This window comes from Shewanella sp. LZH-2 (assembly GCF_016859145.1).
Classification (GTDB): Bacteria; Pseudomonadota; Gammaproteobacteria; order Enterobacterales; family Shewanellaceae; genus Shewanella; species Shewanella xiamenensis.
Window position 1 is genome coordinate 1066911 of record NZ_CP069350.1, and the last position, 24127, is coordinate 1091037.

Here is a 24127-nt window from a genome sequence, read left to right on the forward strand (position 1 = left end):
GTAGAAATAGCCTCGCAAGCGCTCGGCTTTCTTTATCAAAACGGACTTAAGACAATGAAAAAATGGTTACTCTCAGTTGCTGTGGCGGCGAGTTTTGCTTCCCATGCTGACGAAGGTATGTGGCAGCCCCATCAATTGCCCGCAATGGCCGATGAACTCAAAGCGAAAGGCTTAGAAATTGATGCTAAATCAATCTCTAAACTTACCGAATTCCCGATGAATGCCGTGATAAGCCTTGGTGGCTGTACGGCATCTTTTGTATCACCCAAAGGCTTAGTGGTGACTAACCATCACTGCGCCTATGGTTCGATTCAATACAATTCTACTGCTGAGAAAAACCTGTTACAGGACGGTTTTTTAGCTAAAACCTTTGCTGATGAATTACCCGCAGCCCCAGGCTCACGGGTATATGTGACTGAAGATGTGACTAATGTTACTGAGCGCGTTAAAGCTGGGCTAGAAAACAAAACGGGCCGTGAGTTTTATCAAGGGATTGAAAACCAAGAGAAAGCTCTCGTTGCCGAGTGTGAAAAAGACGAAGGCTATCGTTGCCAGGTGTATAGCTTCCACGGTGGCTTGGAATACTATCTGGTTAAACAGCTAGAAATCCGCGACGTGCGTTTAGTCTACAATCCTGCGGGCAGCGTTGGTAAATACGGTGGCGATATCGATAACTGGATGTGGCCACGTCATACGGGCGACTATTCTTTCTACCGCGCCTATGTGTCTAAAAATGGTAAACCCGCAGAATTTAGCGCTGACAACGTGCCTTATGAGCCAAAGAGTTTCTTAAAAGTATCAGCCAAAGGCGTGAGTGAAGGTGACTTTGTGATGGTAGCGGGTTATCCCGGCCGTACAAATCGTTATCGCACCGCGACTGAAGTTCAAAATGAGTTTGAGTGGGCTTATCCCGAAGGCAAAATGCTGCGTGAGCGCTTTATTGAAATCATTAAAGCAACTGCGCCAGAGGGCAGTGACGAGCGGATTAAGTATGAGAGCCAAATCGCGGGCTTAGCAAATTATGCTAAAAACTTCACTTCGATGATCGAGTTCTACGGCAAATCGACTATGTTGGCCGACCGTAAAGCCCTTGAAGCTAAACTGGCTGAGTGGATCGCTAAAGACAGCAGCCGTGAGGCTAAATACAGTAAAACCTTAGCCGAATTAGATGCCTTGATTGCTAAGAGCAAAGCGCACCAAGAACGGGATATGATTTTAAGCTACATCAGTAGCACCACTATGTTACCAACGGCGACGAATCTGTACCGTTTAGCCCATGAAAAGCAACTGCCTGATATGCAGCGTGAACCAGGCTTCCAAGACCGTGATATGACTCGCTTTAAGGCAAGCATGGAACGTATTGATCGCCGTTATGCCGCGAGTGTCGATAAGGCCGTACTCTTAGATATGCTAAAACGTTATGCCGCGTTACCTGAAGCGCAGCGTTTACCTGCGATGGATAAAGCCTTTGGTATCGATAACAAGGTTAACGAAGCTAAGCTTGCTAAAACCTTAGATAAAATGTACGCCAAAACCGAACTCGGTAATAAAGATGTGCGTTTAGCTTGGATGGAAAAATCCGTCGACGATTTTAAAGCCTCTAAGGATCCTTTTATTCAATTTGCGGTGGCCATGTATGACACCAATATGAGCGAAGAGAAGAAAGAAAAAGAATTAGACGGCGAGATGATGAAAATACGTCCGCAATATATGGATGCCATCATTGCCTATAACCTTGAGCAGGGTAAGCCCGTTTACGCCGATGCGAACTCTAGCCTGCGTGTTACGGTTGGCCATGTAAAAGGTTATTCGCCAAAAGATGGTTTAGTGGCTGTGCCATTCACTCGCCTCGAAGGCATAGTGCAAAAGGACACGGGTATTGATCCATTCGATGCACCGAAAAAGCAGTTAGAGCTTATTAAACAGAAGCAATACGGTGATTTCTATATGAAATCCATTGATTCTGTACCAGTTAACTTCCTGTCGACCTTAGATACCACCGGTGGTAACTCTGGTTCACCGACCTTAAACGGCCGCGCTGAACTCGTTGGGTTGTTGTTCGATGGTGTATATGAAAGCATTATCGGCGGTTGGGCATTTGATAATGAGATTAACCGCTCTATTCATGTCGATAGCCGTTATATGTTGTGGGTAATGAAATATTTGGATGGTGCCGACAATCTCTTAGCTGAGATGGAAATCGTTAAATAATCCATTGCCGGATTAGCGTCACAGCGGTCAAGGCAAGACATTAAAAAGCGATAAACCCATAGGGCTTATCGCTTTTTCATTTTGAGATGATAAAACGACCCAATGCCTGCGTATGGTCAAAAGCGGTTTGGGATAGATATTCATTAGGTTGAGTTGCACACGCCCTAGTGCTCGCTAAATATCAAGCCATACTGGCTTTCGTTGCATTCACTCAACGAGACAGTAAATAGAAACTAAAATTGATACTGGCTTAGGGTTTCTATTAGGGACTAATTCAGCAGTATCCAGTTTGAATTTAGCCCTAAATGTCTTGTGGTGTAGCGCTGATGTATTCACCTAAAGTGATCGATAAGATAAGAAGACCTCTGCAGCTTTGGTGGCACAAAAAATAGTGTGCCACTTCACCCTTAGCAGATGATCAGTTCTTAAAAATTTGGACAGAATCATCTATCTCTGCGGATTCTTCCTGCATAACGGGTGGGTTGGCGATATGGTCGTCTAAATTATCACTCAGCATTTCACGGTATTCTGCGCTAAACCAGTCGAGTGCATTGTCTTTTTCTGCACCTAAATCGGCTGATTTAATTGCCGCTTCAAAAGCGTTAAAACGGGCCGCCGCAAAACGTAGGGCGGTACCTACTTTGCCTACATCACCTTCTTGCTGGCTTAGCTGATTGGCTAAGGCAATAAATTGATCGGCAAGTTCAAAAATAGTGGTGTTGCTCGTGTCTGTCATAGCGCTTACTCAAAATAATTTATTGGTGGGCGATTCTATCCTAATTTCTATGGGAAAGAATCGCTAACTCTTAACTATTGGGATCTAAGTCTGTTGTGACGGTTCCCGTTCTTGAATCGTAATAAATGGATAATTTATCGTTAGCCCGATAAAAATATCGGCATTGATTAGGGTTGAGATAACTGGCTTTATAGTCTGTTTCCGTGGCATCAATATTGAGTCGTGAGACGCTCGGCTGCGCATTTTGGAATAACACTTCCCATACAGAGACACAGTCTTCCACATTATCTAATGAAGGTGATGCCTCATTGCCATAAATATAGTGTTGGGCAGGCCAACCGTTAGCATTAAAGTCCACTTGTTCAGATTGTGCTGTGCCAAATACGGGCAAATCTTCCTTGGGGCCTGAGCCTACTTTCACTGCCCAAACTGAACGCGCTAAATTTAAACCGGATTTAAATCCTGCGCCTGCGGCTTTGACTGTAGCTATCTGCGCATCTTGCTGCACATTGATAAACTTGGGCAAAGCCACAACGGCTAAAATTCCAAGCACAATAATCACTACAACGAGTTCAATTAAGGTAAAGCCTGCGGATTGTGGACTTGAGCCTTGTAAGCGGTCGCGGATCATTTATCTGAATGAATAGGGGATAAGTGCCGACACTATAGCACTTAATTGGTGGCATTTTAACTTGAACTATCAGCAGTTCAGGCGAATTAATCGTACAGTGAGCTTGTCATGGTTGCTTATCACTTTTAAGCTAACGGCATTGTAACTTAAGTAAGAGAAACTGATTTTGGCGACTTGGCAAGCATTTATCGACCATCAACGTACGCAACCTTACTATCAACAGCTGATCGCATTTGTGAATCAACAGCGAGAAGCGGGCAAAGTGATTTATCCTCCGAAAGAGGATGTGTTTAATGCATTCAAAACAACGCCGCTCGAGCAAGTGCGTGTAGTGTTAATTGGTCAAGATCCCTACCATGGCCCCAATCAAGCCCATGGTTTATGTTTCTCAGTGAAACGAGGGGTTAAACCGCCGCCTTCGCTTGCCAATATGTATAAAGAATTGGTTAACGATATTCCGGGATTCCATATTCCCAACCATGGTGATTTAACGGCCTGGGCTGAACAGGGGATTTTGATGCTTAATACTGTCCTCACGGTAGAACAGGGGCAAGCGCACTCCCATGCCAATGCGGGCTGGGAAATTTTTACGACGGAAGCGTTAAAGCTGCTTAATGCGCAGCAACGTCCAATTATCTTCGTGCTGTGGGGGAGTCATGCCATCAAAAAAGGTGCTGTGATTAACGCGCCACAACACCAAATTCTATCGGGACCGCATCCATCTCCTTTATCGGCGTATCGTGGTTTTTTTGGTTGTGGGCATTTTTCAAAAGTGAATCAACTACTGATGGCTCGGGGCGAAGCGCCGATCCAATGGCAAGTTTAAGTTCCATGTTGTAAAGAATGCTAAAAATAAAAAGGCCTTGCTAAGCAAGGCCTTTTTATTGATTGTTCACAACAGCTTAGTGGTTGCGATCTACTGATATTTTCGCCAGTGAGACTAATGCGGTTTTAAAATCACTGTCAGGTAATGCCGCAAGTGCAGCAATAGCCTTATTTGATTCCTCAATGGCCTTTTGCTGAGTATAAGTGAGCGCGCCGCAATGATGCAGAGCGGCAACTATCTTCTCAATCGCATGGGTGCCATCACCTTGCTCAATCGCATGACGAATGAGTTGCTGCTCTTCTTCTGTGCCATGGGCAATGGCATAGATCAGCGGTAATGTCGGCTTGCCTTCGGCGAGGTCATCACCGATGTTTTTACCTAACTCTTCACTGTCGGCGGTGTAGTCGAGCAAATCGTCGGTCAATTGGAAGGCTGTACCTAAATACTTCCCATAATCGCCCAACGCCGTTTCTTGTTCAGGTGTGGCGCCCGCTAATACAGCGGCAAGTAAGGTTGCTGCTTCGAATAGCTTTGCAGTCTTACAGTAAATCACCCGCATATAGCTTTCTTCGGTAGTATCTGGGTCATTACAGTTCATTAGCTGTAATACTTCGCCCTCAGCTAATACGTTGGTGGTATCGGCTAGTACCCGTAATACTCGCATATTGTCGAGTTCAGTCATCATTTGGAATGAGCGGGTATAAAGGAAGTCACCCACTAATACACTGGCGCTATTACCAAAGAGCGCGTTGGCGGTTTCGCGGCCGCGTCTGAGGGTCGATTCATCGACCACATCATCGTGCAGTAATGAAGCGGTATGAATAAATTCAATAATCGCGGCAAGCTTAAGGTGGGCTTCACCTTTATAGTCGACGGCGCGAGCGGCGAGGACGGACAGTAAAGGACGAAGACGTTTACCACCACCATTGATAATGTAGAAACCTAGCTGGTTGATCAGGGCGACATCTGACTCCAGCTGTTTATAGATCAGCTGATTGACTGCTTGCATATCAGTGTCAGCCAGTTGACGAATAGCGTTTAAATCCATAATAGACTCTGGTTGTGGGGCCATTACGTACCCGGCCTGTATTTTAGGCTCACGTGTTATATAGAATGAATTTTACCTAAAATTCTGACATATGACAGTACTCACACTACTAATGTGCGAGTTATTCCGGCCTTTTTTTATTCTTTCCTAATTAGGGCTTGCCAGATAAGGATTCTTCGCGTAAACTCCGCGCCCATTGTCAATAAAGTTTTTGTAGCATCCTGCCCCCAAGAATGTGGGCCAGCATGTTAGGAATATCGGAGTAAAATAGCTATGTACGCTGTTTTTCAAAGTGGTGGTAAACAACACCGTGTAGCCCCTGGCCACACAGTTCGTTTAGAAAAATTAGAAGTTGCTACTGGTTCAACTGTTGAATTCGATCAAGTTTTACTGATCGCTGACGGTGAAAAAGTGCACGTTGGTGCTCCTTTAGTGGCTGGCGGTAAAGTCGTTGCTGAAGTAGTAAGTCATGGTCGTGGCGAGAAAGTAACTATTGTTAAGTTCCGTCGTCGTAAGCACCACGACAAGAAGTTGGGCCACCGTCAGTGGTTCACCGAAGTTAAAATTACTGCTATCAACGCATAATAGGAGTCTAACTCATGGCACATAAAAAAGCTGGCGGTTCTACTCGTAACGGCCGTGATTCAGAAAGTAAACGTCTAGGTGTTAAGCGCTTTGGCGGTGAATCAGTTCTAGCTGGTAACATTATCGTTCGTCAACGTGGTACTAAATTCCACGCTGGTGTAAACGTGGGTATTGGTCGCGACCACACTCTGTTTGCTCTGACCGACGGTAAAGTAAAATTCGAAGTTAAAGGTCCTAATAACCGTAAGTTTATTAGCATCGAAGCTTAATTTTCGAGTCTAGCTTATACTGTAAAGCCCCGCCTTTGGTGGGGCTTTCTGTTTTTTGTGCTTCTACTTACCTACGTTTCTGGAGCAATTTGATAAATCTTTATCAAATTAAGGGCGTTGACTGGTAAGATTGGGAGCAAGTATCTCGAGTTTTTTGGCGACCGATGAAGTTAAACGGTATAATTCCTTCATTCAGTGATGCCAGGAGTAAGTATGAAGTTTGTCGATGAGGCAGTAATTAGGGTCGAAGCAGGCGACGGCGGTAGCGGTTGCGTGAGTTTCAGACGCGAAAAATATATCCCTGATGGTGGTCCTGATGGTGGTGATGGTGGTGACGGCGGCAGTGTGTATCTAGAGGCCGACGAAAACTTCAACACCTTGATTGAATATCGTTTTGAACGTTTCCACATGGCTGAACGCGGTGAAAACGGTCGTGGCCGTGATTGTACTGGCCATAGTGGTAAAGATTTGATTTTAAAAGTGCCTGTGGGTACTCGTGCGATTGATCATGACACCGAAGAAGTGCTTGGTGATTTAACTACCCATGGCCAGAAGTTATTAGTGGCAAAAGGTGGTTTCCATGGTTTAGGTAATACTCGCTTTAAGAGCAGTACAAACCGTGCGCCACGGCAGAAAACCTTAGGTACACCGGGTGAAGTGCGTAGCTTAAAATTAGAACTGCTATTGTTAGCCGATGTTGGCTTGCTTGGTATGCCTAATGCGGGTAAATCGACCTTTATTCGTGCAGTGTCTCGTGCGACACCTAAGGTTGCGGATTATCCCTTTACGACATTAGTGCCTAACCTCGGTGTGGTTAACCCACGTCCAGGCCAAAGCTATGTCATCGCAGATATTCCTGGTTTGATCGAAGGCGCGGCAGAAGGTGCGGGTCTGGGTATTCGCTTCTTAAAGCATTTAGAACGTTGCCGTATTCTGTTACATATCATCGATATCGAGCCAATTGATGGCACAGATCCTGTCGACTCTGCGCGTGCAATCGTCGGTGAGCTTGAAAAGTATTCGCCAAAACTGGCAAGCAAACCTCGTTGGTTAGTCTTCAATAAGGCCGATCTACTGCTCGAAGACGAGCTAAAAGAAAAGGTTGACCGAGTTGTTAAAGAGCTTGGTTGGGAAGGTGAAGTTTACACTATTTCCGCCTATGGCCGCGATGGTACTAAGGAATTAGCGACTAAGCTGTGGGATTTCATCCAAAGTCTTCCTCCTGAAGATAAAGATGCAAATCCAGACGATGAAGTCGAATTCAAGTGGGATAATTATCATCAAGCTAACATTGAGTCCGTCAATGAAGATTATGATGATGACTTCGACGATGACTTTGATGATGATGACTACGATGTTGAAGTCATCTACCAAAGATAATATCCATATCTAAGTTTTGAGAGTTTCGTGTACGCAGATACTCAAAATGATATTACTCGGCAAGTTGTGCGGGTTGCACAACTCTTGCTGGCCTACGGTGCTGAATCTGATTTAGTTGAAGAAATCAGCCAGCGCCTAGGTCAGGCCTTAGGCTTAGCAAGTATCGAGCTTTCTATTTCCTCCAATTCCCTCGTGTTAACGAGTTTAGTTCATGGTCGCTGTATCACGACAACGCGTCGGATCCGTGAGCATGGCATTAACATGACCATAGTGTGTGAGTTACAACGTATTTGTTTACTTGCAGAAAAAGGCCTCTATGGCCCCAATGAAGTGCGCAAACGTTTAGCCCGCATCGAGCCTAAGACCTATCCTCCTTATCTTGTTATATTGATGATAGGCTTATCCTGCGCGAGTTTTTGTCATCTCTTTAATGGTGATGTCGCGGCTTCAATCATTACTTTTTTCGCCTCTGCGGTGGGAATGTCGGTGAGACTTGCGATTGCAAAGCGGCATTTTAATTTGCTGGTGAATTTTGCGGTGACGGCATTTGTCACTAGCATGTTGGCGCAGACGGGTTATGTATTCAACTTGAGTGAGACTCCGCAGGCGGCCATGGCGGCCAGTGTATTAATGCTGGTGCCGGGATTCCCAATGATCAATGCGATTTCTGATATGGTTAAGGGGCATATGAATGTGGGCATTTCCCGTTGGGGACATGCAACATTACTGACGGTTTCTTCGGTCATTGGGATTACAATCGCAATGCAACTTGGTGGTATTTTTCTGTGATGGAATTACTGACTATTTTGCTACACGATGCCTTTTTCTCAGCGATCCCTGCCATCGGCTTTGCCATGGTATTTAATGTACCTAAACGCTTTTTAGTCTACTGTGCATTAGCTGGCGCAATTGGTCATAGCTCTCGCACACTTATGCTGCAATTTGGCTTACCCATTGAGTGGGCGACCTTTGCCGCGGCGGCGTTAGTGGGCACTATTACTATCGGGTTTGCAAAGCGTCATTTAGCGCCGCCGTTGATGTATGCAGTTGCTGCTATTATCCCCATGATCCCAGGTACTTATGCATTCAATACTGTGATTGCCTTAGTGCAACTCACGGCACAATCGCAGGTAAGCCAAGAGCTAACAGGCCAAGTGATTAGTAATGGGTTAAAAACAGTCTTTATTCTAGGGGCACTATCGGTTGGTTTAGCCTTGCCGAGTTTGTTGTACTTTAGAACCCGTCCAGTTATTAAATAAAAACTATTCCACAGGAGTGACCATGCGCATTGCTATGATAGCCGCGATGGCAAACAATCGAGTCATCGGAAAAGACAATAAAATGCCATGGCATCTACCCGAAGATTTACGCCATTTTAAAGCCATGACCTTAGGTAAGCCAGTTGTGATGGGCCGTAAAACCTTTGAATCAATCGGTCGACCTTTACCTGGGCGTCATAATATTGTGATTTCTCGCCAAGCGGATTTATTGATCGAGGGCGTAACCTGTGTCACATCATTTGAAGCTGCCAAAGAGGCGGCTGGCGATTGTGAAGAGTTGGTGGTCATTGGCGGTGGACAATTGTATCAACAGCTATTACCCCAAGCCGATAGGCTCTATCTAACTCAAATTAACTTAGACGTTGAAGGTGATACCTTTTTCCCTGCTTGGAAAAATGATGAGTGGCAAGAAACCGAATCCGTAGCGGCTATAAATGCTGATGGGCTGGAATATCGCTTTATCAATTTGGCAAAAAAATGTTAAATTATGTCGTTATGTTGTGTACCCTGTGCGTATGGATTGTCAATATGTCGAAGGTATTATACCGGTTAGGCGCCAGTAGGCTGAGATAACTGTGTTATCGAGAGCTATCTGAACCTGAGAGGTTAATTATCGTTAGAGATAGACGCAGACCATACAAACCATAAAAAAATTATAAGAAAGTATTAAGGAGTATCGGATGCGTCTAATGCCTGTAGCCTTGGCTGCACTAATCGGATTTAGCTATGTTTCTGTGCCAACCTCGGCTAAAGCGACTGAAGCAGATCCGCTTGTTGCGAGTATTTGTGATTACGTTAAAGCAAACGATAAAAACCGCTTACGTAAAAAATTAAAAGAAAGTCGTGTTAAATTGCGCCAAGTTTACAGCGGAATTAGTTGTGACGGCCAAAGCTTACTACGTACCGCCTATGCCGTGAATGCGAATGATGCGGGTGAGTTTGTTGCTAAGCGGTTATCCGTCAACGAGCTAAGCGTACCAGAAGCGGATGGCATGACTATCCAAGCTTGGGCTGAGGCAAATGGTCATAGTGCCAGCCCTATCACTGCAGCGGTTAAAGAGCGTTTAGGTGCAGGCGCTGGCGGTGAAGAAGAGTAATAGCCTGTTTAATCATTTTCTCGCGTGCTTTTACATAGACAAAGAATAATACGTAAAAAATGCCGAACTCAGTTCGGCATTTTTTATGGGTGTCGTTTAGGCCGTTTTTACCGAATATTGAGCTGAGTTCCGAAATTGCATTTATAGCATTTGGCTGCGGTATAGCCTGATAACCGAGTACAAGGGAAAGCGCAAGCCAAAGAAAAGGGCCGCGACAGCGACCCTATTTATACCTGAGTGTTTGCTTACACTCTAAATTCACCGACAGAAGCTTGTAGCTCTTCGGCAAGCTTAGCCACCTGATGGCTTGATTGGGCGGTTTGATCTGCGCCAATCGCGGTCTCTTCCGAAATTGCTGCAATATGTTCTAGTTTTTCAGACACTTGTTGGCTTACTAAATTTTGTTCCTGCGCGGCGTGGGCAATATGAGTGCCTGCATCATAGGCTTTATGCACCGACTGGCTGATGGTCTCTAGGGCAAGGTTGGCTTGTTCTGTTTTTGCTACGCAGGCATTGGCTTGGGCACGGCCCATATCCATCGCAGCCACTGCTTGCTGTGCCCCTTGCTGTAGTACCTCAATCATTTGTTGAATTTCACGGGTCGAGACTTGGGTCCTTGATGCTAGGCTTCTTACTTCGTCGGCGACGACCGCAAAGCCACGGCCTTGTTCACCCGCCCGCGCGGCTTCAATGGCCGCGTTCAATGCCAATAGATTCGTCTGTTCGGCAATACCGCGGATCACATCCAAAATCGACCCAATTGAGGCGCTATCCGATTGGACCTTGTTAATCACTTGGCCTGCTTTAGCCACTTCTTCCGCTAAGGCCAGAATGGTGTGTTTATTTTCCTCGGCAATAGCACGCATATGCTTAGCTTCTTGATCAGCTTGTTTAATTTGTGCGAGGGCATCATCGGCACTCATCGACACTTGTTGCGCGCTGGAGCTTAATTCTGTCGTTGCAGTAGCCACTTGATCGACTTGATTCTTTTGTTCTTGGATACCCGTGGTGGTTTGTGCGGTGATTGCAGAGGTCTGTTCAGCTGCGGCGGCAAGCTGGTTTGAACGATCTAAAATACCCGCAATTAAGCCGCGTAAACTATCGACCAAGCGATTACAGTTTTTGGCAAGTTCAGCAAACTCATCGTGACCTGAATCATCTAATTTATGGGTTAAATTACCTGAAGCGAGCACATTCAGCGCATTGTTTACTTGGTTCAGCGAGCGTTTTAGGGGCGTGACTACGGCAAAGCTGATAATAACGGCGACAACAATTGCGATAAGCACCACAATCATAGTGCGGATACTGGCTGCATCAATTTGAGCAATGGTTTCTTGGCTCATTTGTGCCGCAACCGCTTCGATATTATTGCTCACTTCTTCCATGTTACGATCGATGATTTTAGCGTCTTTCTCAATAATGCTGAGTTGATTCGATGCCGCCAGTGCGTGGTTCAGCTGGCTCGCTTTGAGTTGCACCATAGAATCTGAGCCTTCGAGGAGTGCCAGTACTTTTTTAATATCTTGGTTAATCGATTCTAAGGTATCAGCTTCAATAATACCCTGCGCATGGCGGTTAACGTATTCGAGCTTATTTTTGCTTTCGCTAAGAATGTAATCAAGTTCCTTGGAAATGAGTTCGTGTTTACTCATTTCTTCGTTTGTCACCAAATCAGCAATGGTGGTGATGATATTCCCCATGCTGCTATCAATTGCACTGGCTGAAGCTGCAAGACTCTGGGCATCAGGGTTTTGGCTATTTTCTAAATCGATAATATCGAGCAGTACCGATGAGGCATCATCGGCGGCATTTTCGAGTTTCTTTTTTAAATTGATAAGCTGTTCTTGTTTGCTTAACGCGGCTTCTCGCTCGGTAAGCATGGCCAAACTATCCCGCTCAAAGGTAGAAAAGCTTGTATTTAATTGAGAAATCAATGATGACAAGTTGTTTTGCTTTTGAACAAGCTGGTTGAGATTGCTGATCTCATTTTTAAACTGGGCGCTATGGTCGTTAAATACTTTACGGATATCGGGAATGAGCCGGGATTTTGGGGCATGGTAAGCGATTAATACTTGACGCTGTTGCTCACTCAGGGACTCGGTTAAATGATTGGTCGACTTTAGGGCTGGCAGGCTGAGTTCTTGCATCATCGCCGAACTATCTTTGAGGCTAATGTTTGTCAGGTAAGAGGTAAATCCTAACAACACAAGTAAAAGCGTGACTATGCTAAACCCGCCAATGACTCGGGTGGCTACATTAACTTTCATAGGATACTCCGGTTATTATTATATTATTCCGAATGAAAAGATTATTAAATTCAGGGCTTAGACGCACTGTCGTTTATCGACCAAAGTTAAGGTTAGTTTAACTCTTTTTTAACTTTTTTTGGGTAATTTTTTGGTCTTTTTCAAGATGCCATAGGGTGAGGTGTTCTCCCCAGCAACAGCCTGTATCGAGTGCTTTTAACTTAGGATCTTTCACTTTTCCCATCAATGCAGCCCAATGTCCAAACACTAAGGTGTGACTTTGGCGTAACGCCGACGTAAATTCAAACCACGGGCGAAGCTGTGGATTACTGCAATTTTCTGGTGGCTGTTTACAATCAAAATCCAAATGACCATCGATATACAAATAACGCATGCGGGTCAACGCATTAATACAAAATCGCAGCCGATTTATACCAATAGCACTTGGGTCCCAACGTTCTGCGGTGTCGGTATACATTTGGCGAATGAGAGCATCGAGATAATCATTTTGCTGTAGGGCTTGGCTAACTAGTTGGGATTCTTGCTTTAATTGTTCTAATGACCATTGCGGTGGCACGCCAGCATGGGTCATGATGACGTTATGTTCTGGCAACTCTCGCATTAGGGGTTGCTGCCTAAGCCAGTCGATAAGGCTCGAAATATCCGGTGCGTTTAATAGTGGTGTGAGGTTATCACTGGGTTTATCCCGCTTAAGTTTGCCATGCAGGGCCAGTAAATGCAGATCGTGGTTCCCTAGAACCGTTTTACCCGCATCACCTAGAGATTGAAAAAAGCGCAGTGTCGCTAATGAATCTGGGCCTCTAGCGACAAGATCACCCACCGCCCACAGTTCATCGCGGGATGGATTAAAGTCGACCTTAGCAAGTAATTTTTGGAGTTCGGCAAAACAGCCTTGGACATCACCAACAAAATAATGGGCCACAGTATCCTTTCTTAAATTAAATCAGTGTAATAAACCAGGGGTCGCTAAACGGAAGGGCTTAATGGTTGCCTTAAAACGTTCGCCAGATTCGCTGACCATACCATAAGTACCATACATAATGCCAAGAGGCGTATCGAGTACTGTGCCACTGGTATATTGGTAGGCGGTATTGGGTGGAATGCTTGGGGTTTCGCCGACGACTCCTGCACCTTGTACTTCAGTCATTTTGCCGTTCGCGTCGGTAATGATCCAGTGACGGGTTTCGAGTTTTGCGGTCTGCTCACCGAGGTTAATAATGGTGATAGTGTAGCTAAAGAGGTATTTCTGATCCTCTGGCGAGGATTGTTGTTCAATATACTCGGTTTTGACTTCGACTCGGATAGAGTTATCCAATACGCTCATGTGAGTTCCTACAATGATATTGGGCACCTAAGTGCCCATCAAACTTAACTGCTTAAGCCTGCTTATCACATACCATATTCGCCATTGCAACATATTGTTCAACGGAGATTTGTTCTGGACGCAGGTTGTGATCGATACCTAACTGTTCGAACTCTTCATCACTTAACACTTGTTTGAGGTTATTACGCAGTGTTTTGCGGCGCATATTGAATGCTGTGGTACATAGCTGGCGTAGCACATTCACATCTTTACAGGGGAAGGGTTTTTCAGCATAGGGCAAAAGGCGCACTACCGCAGAATCCACTTTCGGTGGCGGCGCAAAGCTATGGGGTGGTACTTCGAGTACGGGGACCACTTGGCAAAAATATTGTGCCATAACCGTTAATCTGCCATAGGCTTTCGTGCCTGGACTTGCAGATAAACGCAGTACTACTTCCTTCTGCAACATAAAGTGCATGGTTTCAATCAGTTCGGCAAACTCGAACAGATGGAACATTAACGGAGTTGAAATATTGTAAGGTAAGTTACCAAAAACTTTGAGTTTTTTACCTGGGACAACCAACTGACTAAAATCAAACTGCAATGCATCGCCCTGATGAATGGTGAGCTTATCCTTAAGTACTGGGTGATGCTGCAAGCGCTCAACCAAATCGCGGTCTAACTCCACTACGGTGAGATTGTCTATCGAGGAGGCGACTGGCTCCGTTAAAGCGCCAAGGCCTGGGCCGATCTCTACCATTACATGGTCGTTATCGGGGGCGATCGCACCCACAATGCGGTTAATCACATTGTTATCAGTTAAGAAGTTTTGTCCGAAACGCTTTCTGGCCGTGTGGCCTAAATGTACTTTGCTACTCATTAATATCTAATCGTTTAGTTTTTTGAGGATAACTCAATGGCTTTATTCAAGGCGCAGACAAAACTGCCGATATCGGCTTTGCCAGTTCCCGCAAGATCGAGCGCCGTACCATGGTCAACCGAGGTACGGATATAAGGTAAACCCAAGGTAATGTTTACCGATTTGCCAAATCCTTGTGACTTTAGAACGGGTAGACCTTGGTCATGGTACATGGCCAAGACGACATCCGCGTCCTGTAAATATTTAGGTTGGAACAGGGTATCGGCAGGGAGGGGGCCGACAATGTTCATTTGAAACTCATTACGTAGTTCATTGAGAGCGGGAATAATCACATCGATCTCTTCACGCCCTAAATGTCCATCTTCACCCGCATGGGGATTTAAGCCACAGACATAAATCTTGGGCGAAGCAATGGCAAACTTGCTGATAAGGTCAGCGTGTAAAATCTTGATAATATGATGTAAGCGTTGGCGTGTAATAGCTTTAGCAACATAAGCCAGTGGAATATGAGTGGTCACCAGTGCCACTTGTAAACCTTGAGTTGCTAACATCATCACTACATCGGGGCAGTTAGCCTGATGGGCAAAAAACTCGGTGTGACCACTAAAGGAAATCCCTGCTTGATTGATGATCCCCTTATGCACTGGGCCGGTGACAACGGCATCAAACTCGCCACTCATGTTTTTTTCACCCGCGTAACGCAGAGTCTCAACCACATAGGCACTATTTTGCTCATCAAGTTGCCCACAAACGGCTTCAGTGACGAGCTTGAAGGGGGCTATTGTCAGCGTACCTGCTGCTTGAGGTTTTGGGGCCTGATCTGGCAAATAGGGGCGAAAGGTAACATGAAGGCCAAGTCGTTTAGCCCGGCTGGCTAATAATTCAGGATCCGCACAAACGACTAACTCAGCAGGCCAAGCCTGCTGAGCCAGTTGCACGACTAAATCGGGGCCGATACCCGCAGGTTCTCCGGGGGTAACGGCAATACGTTTAGTGGTCAATTTACCTTAACCTCGATTAGACTCAGGCTGAAAGACTTCAATGTATGCGTCGGCACGCATTTCGTCTAGCCAGTTTTGCAGTTCTTCGTTAAATTTGCGACGGAAAATCAGTTGGTGCGCACGGTTAGTATTAAATTGATCCGTGGCATCGGTTTTTCTACGCTCTTCTAACTGAGTGATATGCCAGCCGTGGGTAGTACGGAAAGGCTCACTGATCTGATCAGGGCTTAAACTATTAAGTGTCTGCGCAAATTCTGGCACATAAATACCTGGCTCTGCCCAACCTAACTCGCCCCCCTTAGTCGCTGAACCCGGATCTTCAGAGTATTGACGGGCTAAATCTTCGAATTTAGCTTCGCCTGAACGAATTTGCTTCAGGAATTGCTCCAACATGGCCTTAGCGCGATCTTCCGACAGAATTGGCGATGGCTTGAGCAGGATATGACGCGCTCTCACTTCTTCAATTTCTTTGGTTTGTAAACCACGAGCATCCATAATCTTGATGATATGGAAGCCAGCACCGCTTTTAATTGGGCCGATAATATCGCCTTTTTTGGCGCCATTAATGACTTCTGCAAACAGGGTTGGCATCTCGTTGATGTTCATGTAATCCCAAATACCGCCTTCAAGTGCTTTAGGGCCAGATGAAGAGGCGATAGCGGTACGGCGGAAATCCTCACCACTCTTTAAACGTTCAAGCACGGCATTGGCGCGTTTGCTTGACGCTTCGAGTTGTTCACTGGTGGGATTATTGGGTACATCAATAAGGATATGGCCGATTTGGTATTCGACGTCCTTCATGCCTTGCTCTTGGATCAGTTTCACTAGGCCAGTGATTTCCTGTGGTGAAACTTGGATACGGCGTTGTACTTGAATACGTTGGATTTCACCTAAGGTGATTTCTTCACGCAGTTGCTCACGGTATTGGCCGAAGCTTAAGCCTTCGCTCTCAATTTTTTGCTGCATTTGCGCCACGGTCATTTTTTGTTCGCGCGCAATGTTTTCAATTGCTTGGTCTAACTGTAGGTCACCAATATGTAGACCAATGCGATCCGCCATTTGTAATTGCAGACGAGTCAAAATTAATCGCTCGATAACCTGGGTGCGCAGTGCACTGTCGGAGGGTAACGATTGATTCGCGGCCTTAGCATTGGCTTTAACCGTGTCAATCATATTGGTGATTTCACTTTCGAGCACAATACCGTCGTTGATTTGAACGGCAACACGGTCGAGTGGCTGGGGAGCTGCCATGGTTGGCTGGCTGATAGCGAGTGCAAATAAAGCAAAAATCAGATGTTTACTGGGTTTCATCCACAAAATCCTTGGCACGTTCTAAGGTCAGATTCGACGGCTTATTTAAGTTAACTTTACCATTTATATCGAAATTACAGTGAGTTGCCTAAATGTTCTTTTGTTGGTAACTCTTAAAAGATGCGCCACTCAATTCAGTTATTGGGTGAACGCACAGCTTTCATTAACTTGTTTGGACTCTCAGTCCTTGTTGAGGTTCAGCAATCTACCACAATTCTTTGCTAATTCCTCAGATAAAGCGGTTTTCTGTAGTTAAACAGACCATCATTGAGCATATCCGTTACACCTAATGGACCAGAACCACCGAGCCCTTTGATGACTAAGTTGAGGTACACACCACGCTCAAATTGCTCGCGCTCATCGATAATGGCTGAGCCGATGTTGTCATCGTAGTTGGTTTTAATGCGATAGTGATAACTGAGGCGGATTGCATAACAGCATGATTCATATTGGAAACCTGTATAGGTTTCTATGCTACGACTCTCGTTGAGGTCATAGTACCAGTTGCCAACAAAATAGAGGCTGTCATTGATAGGCCAAGCTCCGCGAACACCTGCTTGGGAGATATTAACCAAATCGTTAGTGTTGGAGTTCAGTAGATCGGGTACATAACGATAGCTTAATTGCAGTAGTTTGTTGGCTTCAGGACGGAAGTCTAAGGTGACTTCGGTCTTCTTATTGTCACTGGTGTTGGTATCGTACTGAATGGCCGCGCCTAAATACCAGTCTTGGCTTAAACGAGTATCTAACTCGGCCGCCAATACTGAAGTTGATTGATTTTGCTCAAAAATATTATCTTCATAGCCTAGCTTACTGTCTTGAAGATAGAAGATTTGTCCGAGACTGAATTTGGTCGCTTCTTGGTTATGGTCATCGAAGAAACGAGTTGTAATACCAAGAGTCACTTGGTTGGCATCGGCGATACGGTCAAGGCCAGAGAAGCGGCGATCCCGGAATAGACCAAAGTAGTCGTCCTGCAATTGGGCGGTATCGTAAATACCAATGCCCCGTTGATCCTCATAACCTACATACAGATACTGGAATTGAGGTTCGAGTGTTTGGCGATAATTTTGCTCAAATATTTCGGTAAAACGTTCGAAGTTGATTTGTCCGTTGATACGCACCTGAGGAATGGTACGGCTTACAGTGTCATCTAAGGTATCAAATTTAGTGTTATTTTTGTCCTGCCAATAGTTAGTTTGCATTAACTTTAATTGGCTCGTCAGTGAGCCTGAAGGACCATGGATTGGCAGTGTTAGGCTGGGTGCCATATGCAAACGGGTTGCCGTGTTTACATCGTCATCTTGGTGGGCAAAATTGGTCAGCTCGGAGTTAAAACCAAAGTCCAAGTTGTTCCAAAAGTCGGCGGCACGGTAGTTAAAGTTAACCTGTGGCATCACTTGGTATGGCTTTTCATCTTCGCCCAGAACTTTAATATCCTGCACCCGAGTGCTGATATCCCAATCACGTTCGAAGTAACTGACTTCGCCAATCCGTGATAATTGGTTATCGGTCGCACGGTTAACATCAGACTTTAAGTCGTTGAAATAGTTGTTATCCGAAACTTCAGTAAAGTTAGTCAATACTCGCCAGTTTTTATCGATAGCTCCCTGGTGTTGCCAGTTATACAGGTAACGATTTGGGCTGCCGCCGATCATTCGATCACTGCCTAGATATTCAAAATTCAAACGGCCATTTTGAGCTTCACCCGCGAGATAACGAAACTCAGTTTTAGTGAATAACCCGCGGTTAGTCATATAGTTTGGCGTAAATGTCAGGTCGTATTCCGGTGCAATATTCCAATAGTAGGGCGCTGACACCTCAAAACCGTTGGTGGTGCTGGTGCTAAAGCTTGGATAGAGGAAGCCTGTTTTACGTTTGTCTGAAACCGGAACCGTCATATAAGGGATGTAGAACACCGGAATATCGGCCACTCGCAGCTTGGCATTCCAGATCTCGCCCCATTCTTCTTCGCTGTTGATCTTAATTTTTTCGGCTTCAAGCAACCAAGAGACGTTGTCAGGCGGACAGGTGGTAAAGTTCGTATTGGTTAAAATCAGGTTGTTGTTTATGGTGATTTGCAGTTTTTCTGCATCACCGTGCACCTGTTGCCCGTGCAGCCAATACTGTGCGCCTTTGAGGGTGGCACGATTGCTGCGCATTTGCGCCTGTAGCGAGTCTGCGGTAACGGTAAAATTGCTGTCTTGGAAGACTAAGTTGCCATTAGCATCAAATTGTTCTGTGGCTTGATCGAGGATGGCTTCATCGGCAGCGATGTGTCTATCGCCTTGGCTGAAGACCACATCACCGGTAAAAATCGCTTGCTTACCCATTTCAGCTTTTGAGCGGTCTGAAGCTATTCGAATTTTTGCTTGTTCAGCCGCACTCAACCCCGGTTGAGATACGATACGAGGTACTGGCGGTTCGATTAGGCATTGTGATGCTAAGGTTGCGGGAGATTCGTCTGCCAGGACTAATTTAGGTAACAGGCTCAAGGCCAGAAGGTAACGGATCTGCATCTTAGGTCAATAATAATGATTTCTTAGTCTGGACAAGTATCGACGGGGAAAGTTGCAAACTACAAGTGCAACGCAGCAAATAAATCTCTCAATTTCTTAGCTGTTTCCAAATTATATGCCAGCTATAATAAAGCAATTTTTCTATAAGAGCCATGAAATGACTTTATCCGATCCGAGATTTATTTCCCTTAATCAGTGGCTGAACCGTTATTTTTCCTATGATGTGACCCCGATATTGATTTCGGGTGATGCTAGTTTTAGACGCTATTTCCGCGTCGTTGCGCGTGATGCTAGCTATATTGTCGCCGATTCTCCGCCCGCCTTAGTGCCTATCGCGCCTTTTATCGCCCTCGCCAGTAGCTATGCTGCGGCGGGACTGACAGTTCCAAAAGTGATTACTACCGATGCCGAGCAAGGTTTTATGCTTCTGAGCGATCTGGGGGATACCCAGTTATTGTCTGTACTTACGGACGATAATGTCGCCGATTATTACCGCCGCGCATTGGCATTATTGCCTCAAGTCGCCTCAGTGGTTGAGAGCTTTGATCCTGTCACAGGCAACACGCAGCCCTTGCCTTTATATGATGAGGCGTTTGTGCGTCGCGAGCTGGGGATCTTTACTGAGTGGCTGTTAGAGAGGCATTTACAGCTCGAACTTAGCCATGTGGAACGCTCGCTTATAGAAGAAAGCTTTGACCTATTAGTGGAAAATGCCCTCGCTCAGCCAAAGGTGGGGATGCACCGGGATTTCCATAGCCGTAACTTGATGCTTAAAGATGGCGAGTTGTGCGTGATTGATTTCCAAGATGCGGTGTTAGGCCCTGTGACCTACGATGCTGTGTCTTTACTGCGGGATTGCTATATCCGTTGGCCGCAAACCATGGTGCTGGAATTAATGCAGCTGCATTATCAGCAAGTGCTTGAGTTAGGGCAAATCCCGGCGCAGACATCCTTTACCCAGTACCAAACTTGGTTTGATTTAATGGGGCTGCAGCGCCATATCAAGGCCGCAGGGATTTTTGCCCGTTTACACTATCGTGATAACAAGCCCGCCTATATGGCCGATATTCCGTTAACCTTGTCCTACATTGTGGATATTGCCAGTGTTTATCCTGAGTTGGCACCGTTTTCCGCTTGGGTGCAATCGCGTGTTGTGCCTGCGTTTGCAGCCAAGGGAAAGGATACTCAGCAGGGAGACAAGCAATGAAGGCGATGATCCTGGCGGCAGGCAGAGGAGAGCGTTTACGCCCATTGACTGACTCTTTACCAAAACCCCTAGTACCGGTGTTAGGTAAACCGCTGATTGTGTACCATATCGAGAAGTTAGCGGCGGCGGGTATCGTGGATATCGTGATAAATCACGCTTGGCTTGGGCATAAGCTTGTCGAAACCTTAGGGGATGGTCATGCCTTTGGGGTCAAGATCCAATATAGCGCCGAAGCATCGGCACTCGAGACCGGTGGCGGAATTAAACAAGCCTTGCCTCTGCTGATAACGGATGGCGACTCGGATGCACCGTTTTTAGTGCTAAATGGTGATGTGTTTATCGATGCTTTGCCGACGATTGTCCCCCTAGCGGATACAGCTCTGGCGCATTTGTGGTTGGTGCCGAATCCCGAGCAACATCCTAACGGTGACTTTGCCTTGGAGCAGGGCCTTGTACGTGAGCTGGGTGAGCAAAAATACACTTTCTCTGGCATGGGCTTATATCGCCCATCATTATTTGATGGCACGCCGAATGGTGCCTTTGCCCTTGGGCCTTTGCTGCGGGCTAAAATGGCCGATGGCCTGATCACCGGGGCACACTTTAATGGACTCTGGTGCGATGTTGGGACGATTGCGCGTCTGCAAGCATTAGAGTCAGCGCTAGCGTAATGGCATATCGCCTAATGTTTAGCGCCCTGACTTAACGGTTTCACTCGCGATGTCGATTGAGTGACTGAATAAATTATCAAATTGGGAATTAAGATGCGCCTTTGGGGTAAGTTTTTTGGATTTGTTATCGGGTTTATGTTTGGCCGTATTTTCGGTGCGCTACTGGGCTTATGGCTTGGGCATCTCTACGACAAGCGCGCCGGTGGTGGCGCCAGTTTTAGTCAGATCTTAGGTCAAGCCAAGAATCGACAGGGGATATTCTTTAACACCACCTTCGCCGTAATGGGTCATGTGGCCAAGGCGTCGGGTCGAGTGACTGAAACCGATATTCGTATCGCGACTATGTTGATGGATCAGATGCGCTTAACGGGTGAAGCCCGTAAAGAGGCGCAGCAGGCGTTCCGTGAGGGTAAAGAGCCTGACTTTGACCTGCGTAGCAGCCTGCAAGCCTTTCGCGCCGTGACCCAAGGCCGCCAAGAACTGGTGCAAATGTTTATCGAGATCCAAATTCAAACCGCCCTATCGGACGGTGAGCTCGATGCCGCAGAACATGCAATTCTGATGACGGTGGCCCAAGAGTTAGGTTATGGTCGTGGGCAACTCGATGAATTACTTAAACGTTGGCAAGCGGAATATCGTTTTCACCAGACCTCTAATGGAAATAAAACCTCGATTACCGACGCCTATCATTTGCTCGGCATTAATGCCGAGGCAACGGATCAAGAGGTCAAGCGGGCTTATCGTAAGTTGATGAACGAACATCATCCCGATAAATTGGTTGCTAAGGGGTTACCACCCGAGATGATGGAAATTGCCAATCGTAAGGCGCAGGATATCCAAGCTGCGTACGACAGAGTGAAATCGGAGCGCGGCATGCGCTAATGCTTCGGTTAACGTTGTCTACGCAAGGAATAATAACGATAGATAAGGGATTAAGATGAAATACGTTAACCGATTAAGTGTGATTGCAGGTTTATTACCTCTAACCCTCGCATTACCAACCTATGCCGAACCCGAGCTGTTTGTCGCCCCCTACGGTGGTTACAGCTTTGGCGGCAGCTCGTTCGATATCAATGAACTCGATGCTAACAACGCTGAAACCAATAATAAGCAGAGTGTGGGTATCGAAGAGGCGAGCCATTACGGCCTCATGTTAGGGATTGGCACTAACGATCCCGGCAATATTTACCTGCTTTACAGTCGCCAATCCTCCGAGTTGAAAAGCGGTGGCCTGTTTACCCCAGACTTAGTCGCCTCCTTAGATGTGGACTATATCCACCTTGGCGGCACTTTATTCTTCCCAAGTGGCGATTTTCAGCCCTACATTACCGCCAGTGCCGGGGTGACTCGGATGATGCCCGATGATTGGTCAACGGAAACCCGTTTTTCCATGGGCATTGGTGGTGGCGTCGAATATCGTATGATGCAAAACTTTGCGTTGTTTGCGGATCTGCGTGGCTACGCGACCTTTATTGACAGTGACACCTCACTTTTTTGTAATGAAGACCAATGCTTATGGCATGTCACATCGGATGTAATGTGGCAAGTGCAAGCCAATCTTGGGGTCAAACTCAGTTTTTAATTTTCCTGCTTTATGGGCAAGGCGCAAACGCAGTTAAGAGGTAAAGATGAAAATAGTCGTACTCGATGGTGAAACCTTAAATCCAGGGGATTTAACCTGGCAAGCGGTCAGCGCATTAGGGGAATTTAGCTGTTTTGCCCGCACGCCCTCGGCGGAGATTATCCCCCGTGCTCAGGATGCGGAGATCGTGCTCACCAACAAGACGCCCCTCGATGCCAACACCTTAGCCCAACTGCCTAAGCTTAAATATATCGGCGTGCTCGCCACCGGCACTAACGTGGTAGATCTTGCCGCCGCAAAAGAGTTAGGCATAGTGGTTACCAACGTGCCCGCCTATGGTCCCGATGCCGTCGCACAAATGGTGTTTGCCCATATTTTGCATCACACGCAAGCGGTTGCGGCGCACCATCAAGCCGTTGCCGCAGGGCAATGGAGCAATTGCAGTGACTTTTGTTTTACCTTAATGCCGCTGCAATCCCTCAAAGGCAAAACCTTAGGCTTAATTGGTTATGGGGATATTGGTCAGCAGGTGGCTAAACTCGCTTTAGCTTTCGGCATGAAGGTATTAGTAAATACCCGCACTGAACCTAGCGATTTGCCTCAAGGCGTGAGTTGGACATCCCGCGATACGGTATTTAAGGAGTCCGATATTCTCTCGCTCCACTGTCCACTTACCCCTGAAACCACCGAGCTGATTAATGCCCAAACCCTTGAATTAATGAAGCCGCAGGCGCTACTGATCAACACCGCACGCGGCGGCTTAATCGATGAGGCGGCGCTGGCGGCCGCATTAACGCAGGGCAAAGTCTTTGCCGGCGTCGATGTTCTCTCAACCGAACCACCGAGCGCGGATAATCCGCTACTAACAGCGCCCAATATCAGTATCAGCCCACACAATGCTTGGGCAACCAAAGAGGCGCGTCAAAACCTACTCAATATCGCGACGGCAAATCTCAGCGCTTATTTAGCTGGCGATCGAGTGAATTGGGTGAATCCCTAAGGCTTATGGGTTAGCTTGTTCCTGTTTAAAGGGAATAGGCTGCTACTCCAGCGTAAATTATGCAGGGATCGTAGGTAGTTAAAAATGTTGGCACCAACTGATAGGTGCGCCATGGCATTCGCTCACCGACACGCAGCAAGTCCGTCCTTGGATGCTCGACCGCCCCGTCCATGGGGCGGACGGTCGTCTCGCAAACCTCCATGGCTCACCTATTTAGCATCGGCGTAATCTGTAAGTTTTAAAGAAATACATAGCACGCTTTTGGGACAAAAGCATGTTAGATTCCCAACTCTAATTATTGAGTTTCGGATTAAAATTTCTATGGA

At 46.3% G+C, this 24127-nt stretch carries 24 protein-coding genes; 14 read left to right on the forward strand and 10 right to left on the reverse strand.

The features are described from left to right. The first annotated feature begins 54 nt into the window (after positions 1-54). On the forward strand, positions 55-2211 hold the full coding sequence (locus JM642_RS04835) for a S46 family peptidase (protein ID WP_203433015.1): 2157 nt from the start codon (positions 55-57) through the stop codon (positions 2209-2211). 418 nt (positions 2212-2629) lie between these two features. Here JM642_RS04835 and JM642_RS04840 read toward each other — a convergent pair whose 3' ends face one another. Continuing rightward, a complete protein-coding gene (locus JM642_RS04840) occupies positions 2630-2947 on the reverse strand; it encodes a DUF3144 domain-containing protein (protein WP_055648549.1) in 318 nt (105 codons plus the stop codon). Positions 2948-3017: 70 nt separating this feature from the next. Next, on the reverse strand, positions 3018-3578 hold the full coding sequence (locus tag JM642_RS04845) for a prepilin-type N-terminal cleavage/methylation domain-containing protein (protein WP_037421445.1): 561 nt from the start codon (positions 3576-3578) through the stop codon (positions 3018-3020). 160 nt (positions 3579-3738) lie between these two features. Here JM642_RS04845 and ung point away from each other — a divergent pair, with 160 nt between their 5' ends. After that, a complete protein-coding gene (gene ung / locus JM642_RS04850) occupies positions 3739-4404 on the forward strand; it encodes a uracil-DNA glycosylase (RefSeq protein ID WP_086023977.1) in 666 nt (221 codons plus the stop codon). 76 nt (positions 4405-4480) lie between these two features. Here ung and ispB read toward each other — a convergent pair whose 3' ends face one another. Further along, the gene (ispB, locus tag JM642_RS04855; RefSeq protein WP_037426181.1) at positions 4481-5452 is read right to left on the reverse strand and encodes an octaprenyl diphosphate synthase; all 972 of its coding nucleotides are present in this window, start codon (positions 5450-5452) and stop codon (positions 4481-4483) included. 273 nt (positions 5453-5725) lie between these two features. Here ispB and rplU point away from each other — a divergent pair, with 273 nt between their 5' ends. The 7 genes from rplU to JM642_RS04890 all read left to right on the forward strand — a co-directional run bounded on the left by rplU (position 5726) and on the right by JM642_RS04890 (position 10063). Next, positions 5726-6037 carry a 50S ribosomal protein L21 gene (gene rplU, locus JM642_RS04860; RefSeq protein WP_011073451.1) on the forward strand — a complete coding sequence of 104 codons (312 nt, stop codon included), beginning with the start codon at positions 5726-5728 and terminating at the stop codon, positions 6035-6037. 14 nt (positions 6038-6051) lie between these two features. After that, entirely contained in the window at positions 6052-6306 is a 255-nt protein-coding gene (gene rpmA / locus JM642_RS04865) for a 50S ribosomal protein L27 (RefSeq protein ID WP_007650346.1), read from the forward strand. Positions 6307-6519: 213 nt separating this feature from the next. Continuing rightward, positions 6520-7686: an Obg family GTPase CgtA gene (gene cgtA, locus JM642_RS04870; RefSeq protein WP_037421441.1), complete on the forward strand. Its 1167-nt coding sequence runs from the start codon at positions 6520-6522 to the stop codon at positions 7684-7686. 27 nt (positions 7687-7713) lie between these two features. Further along, positions 7714-8475 (forward strand): threonine/serine exporter family protein, encoded by a 762-nt coding sequence (locus JM642_RS04875; RefSeq protein ID WP_037421437.1) that lies wholly within the window; start codon positions 7714-7716, stop codon positions 8473-8475. Beyond that, the gene (locus JM642_RS04880; protein ID WP_037421434.1) at positions 8472-8945 is read left to right on the forward strand and encodes a threonine/serine exporter family protein; all 474 of its coding nucleotides are present in this window, start codon (positions 8472-8474) and stop codon (positions 8943-8945) included. Before JM642_RS04875 ends, JM642_RS04880 begins: the two co-directional genes overlap by 4 nt. A 22-nt stretch (positions 8946-8967) precedes the next feature. Beyond that, positions 8968-9450: a type 3 dihydrofolate reductase gene (gene folA / locus JM642_RS04885; protein WP_037421431.1), complete on the forward strand. Its 483-nt coding sequence runs from the start codon at positions 8968-8970 to the stop codon at positions 9448-9450. Between the two features lie 196 nt (positions 9451-9646). After that, the gene (locus JM642_RS04890; protein WP_203433017.1) at positions 9647-10063 is read left to right on the forward strand and encodes a DUF3718 domain-containing protein; all 417 of its coding nucleotides are present in this window, start codon (positions 9647-9649) and stop codon (positions 10061-10063) included. Between the two features lie 245 nt (positions 10064-10308). Here the strand turns inward: JM642_RS04890 and JM642_RS04895 are convergent, their stop codons facing one another. From JM642_RS04895 to lptD, 7 genes are all read right to left on the reverse strand, one after another. Next, the gene (locus tag JM642_RS04895) at positions 10309-12330 is read right to left on the reverse strand and encodes a methyl-accepting chemotaxis protein (RefSeq protein WP_037430780.1); all 2022 of its coding nucleotides are present in this window, start codon (positions 12328-12330) and stop codon (positions 10309-10311) included. 97 nt (positions 12331-12427) lie between these two features. After that, entirely contained in the window at positions 12428-13252 is an 825-nt protein-coding gene (locus JM642_RS04900; RefSeq protein ID WP_047535502.1) for a symmetrical bis(5'-nucleosyl)-tetraphosphatase, read from the reverse strand. Between the two features lie 21 nt (positions 13253-13273). Next, entirely contained in the window at positions 13274-13654 is a 381-nt protein-coding gene (apaG, locus tag JM642_RS04905; protein ID WP_037421420.1) for a Co2+/Mg2+ efflux protein ApaG, read from the reverse strand. 52 nt (positions 13655-13706) lie between these two features. Continuing rightward, a complete protein-coding gene (rsmA, locus tag JM642_RS04910; RefSeq protein ID WP_037421417.1) occupies positions 13707-14513 on the reverse strand; it encodes a 16S rRNA (adenine(1518)-N(6)/adenine(1519)-N(6))-dimethyltransferase RsmA in 807 nt (268 codons plus the stop codon). Positions 14514-14527: 14 nt separating this feature from the next. Next, entirely contained in the window at positions 14528-15514 is a 987-nt protein-coding gene (pdxA, locus tag JM642_RS04915; RefSeq protein WP_203433019.1) for a 4-hydroxythreonine-4-phosphate dehydrogenase PdxA, read from the reverse strand. A 6-nt stretch (positions 15515-15520) separates the two neighbouring features. Beyond that, entirely contained in the window at positions 15521-16825 is a 1305-nt protein-coding gene (surA, locus tag JM642_RS04920; RefSeq protein WP_037421411.1) for a peptidylprolyl isomerase SurA, read from the reverse strand. Positions 16826-17046: 221 nt separating this feature from the next. Continuing rightward, entirely contained in the window at positions 17047-19344 is a 2298-nt protein-coding gene (lptD, locus tag JM642_RS04925; RefSeq protein ID WP_203433021.1) for an LPS assembly protein LptD, read from the reverse strand. Positions 19345-19459: 115 nt separating this feature from the next. Between lptD and JM642_RS04930 the strand changes: the two genes are divergently transcribed. From JM642_RS04930 to JM642_RS04950, 5 genes are all read left to right on the forward strand, one after another. Beyond that, entirely contained in the window at positions 19460-20551 is a 1092-nt protein-coding gene (locus JM642_RS04930; protein WP_203433023.1) for a phosphotransferase, read from the forward strand. Further along, on the forward strand, positions 20548-21219 hold the full coding sequence (gene murU, locus JM642_RS04935) for an N-acetylmuramate alpha-1-phosphate uridylyltransferase MurU (protein WP_203433025.1): 672 nt from the start codon (positions 20548-20550) through the stop codon (positions 21217-21219). Before JM642_RS04930 ends, murU begins: the two co-directional genes overlap by 4 nt. A gap of 93 nt (positions 21220-21312) precedes the next feature. Then, entirely contained in the window at positions 21313-22101 is a 789-nt protein-coding gene (gene djlA / locus JM642_RS04940; protein ID WP_011718024.1) for a co-chaperone DjlA, read from the forward strand. A gap of 55 nt (positions 22102-22156) precedes the next feature. Beyond that, positions 22157-22801, forward strand: a complete 645-nt coding sequence (locus JM642_RS04945) for an outer membrane beta-barrel protein (RefSeq protein ID WP_011718023.1) — start codon at positions 22157-22159, stop codon at positions 22799-22801. 46 nt (positions 22802-22847) lie between these two features. Continuing rightward, positions 22848-23801, forward strand: a complete 954-nt coding sequence (locus JM642_RS04950) for a D-2-hydroxyacid dehydrogenase (protein WP_203433027.1) — start codon at positions 22848-22850, stop codon at positions 23799-23801. Positions 23802-24127 lie beyond the last annotated feature (326 nt).

What these genes read in the sequence shown, in the direction of transcription:
- JM642_RS04835 (WP_203433015.1), top strand. Translation starts at nt 55, where the DNA reads ATGAAAAAATGGTTACTCTCAGTTGCTGTGGCGGCGAGTTTTGCTTCC.
- JM642_RS04840 (WP_055648549.1), bottom strand. Translation starts at nt 2,947, where the DNA reads ATGACAGACACGAGCAACACCACTATTTTTGAACTTGCCGATCAATTT.
- JM642_RS04845 (WP_037421445.1), bottom strand. Translation starts at nt 3,578, where the DNA reads ATGATCCGCGACCGCTTACAAGGCTCAAGTCCACAATCCGCAGGCTTT.
- ispB (WP_037426181.1), bottom strand. Translation starts at nt 5,452, where the DNA reads ATGGATTTAAACGCTATTCGTCAACTGGCTGACACTGATATGCAAGCA.
- rplU (WP_011073451.1), top strand. Translation starts at nt 5,726, where the DNA reads ATGTACGCTGTTTTTCAAAGTGGTGGTAAACAACACCGTGTAGCCCCT.
- rpmA (WP_007650346.1), top strand. Translation starts at nt 6,052, where the DNA reads ATGGCACATAAAAAAGCTGGCGGTTCTACTCGTAACGGCCGTGATTCA.
- cgtA (WP_037421441.1), top strand. Translation starts at nt 6,520, where the DNA reads ATGAAGTTTGTCGATGAGGCAGTAATTAGGGTCGAAGCAGGCGACGGC.
- folA (WP_037421431.1), top strand. Translation starts at nt 8,968, where the DNA reads ATGCGCATTGCTATGATAGCCGCGATGGCAAACAATCGAGTCATCGGA.
- JM642_RS04890 (WP_203433017.1), top strand. Translation starts at nt 9,647, where the DNA reads ATGCGTCTAATGCCTGTAGCCTTGGCTGCACTAATCGGATTTAGCTAT.
- JM642_RS04895 (WP_037430780.1), bottom strand. Translation starts at nt 12,330, where the DNA reads ATGAAAGTTAATGTAGCCACCCGAGTCATTGGCGGGTTTAGCATAGTC.
- apaG (WP_037421420.1), bottom strand. Translation starts at nt 13,654, where the DNA reads ATGAGCGTATTGGATAACTCTATCCGAGTCGAAGTCAAAACCGAGTAT.
- rsmA (WP_037421417.1), bottom strand. Translation starts at nt 14,513, where the DNA reads ATGAGTAGCAAAGTACATTTAGGCCACACGGCCAGAAAGCGTTTCGGA.
- surA (WP_037421411.1), bottom strand. Translation starts at nt 16,825, where the DNA reads ATGAAACCCAGTAAACATCTGATTTTTGCTTTATTTGCACTCGCTATC.
- lptD (WP_203433021.1), bottom strand. Translation starts at nt 19,344, where the DNA reads ATGCAGATCCGTTACCTTCTGGCCTTGAGCCTGTTACCTAAATTAGTC.
- JM642_RS04930 (WP_203433023.1), top strand. Translation starts at nt 19,460, where the DNA reads ATGCCAGCTATAATAAAGCAATTTTTCTATAAGAGCCATGAAATGACT.
- murU (WP_203433025.1), top strand. Translation starts at nt 20,548, where the DNA reads ATGAAGGCGATGATCCTGGCGGCAGGCAGAGGAGAGCGTTTACGCCCA.
- djlA (WP_011718024.1), top strand. Translation starts at nt 21,313, where the DNA reads ATGCGCCTTTGGGGTAAGTTTTTTGGATTTGTTATCGGGTTTATGTTT.
- JM642_RS04945 (WP_011718023.1), top strand. Translation starts at nt 22,157, where the DNA reads ATGAAATACGTTAACCGATTAAGTGTGATTGCAGGTTTATTACCTCTA.
- JM642_RS04950 (WP_203433027.1), top strand. Translation starts at nt 22,848, where the DNA reads ATGAAAATAGTCGTACTCGATGGTGAAACCTTAAATCCAGGGGATTTA.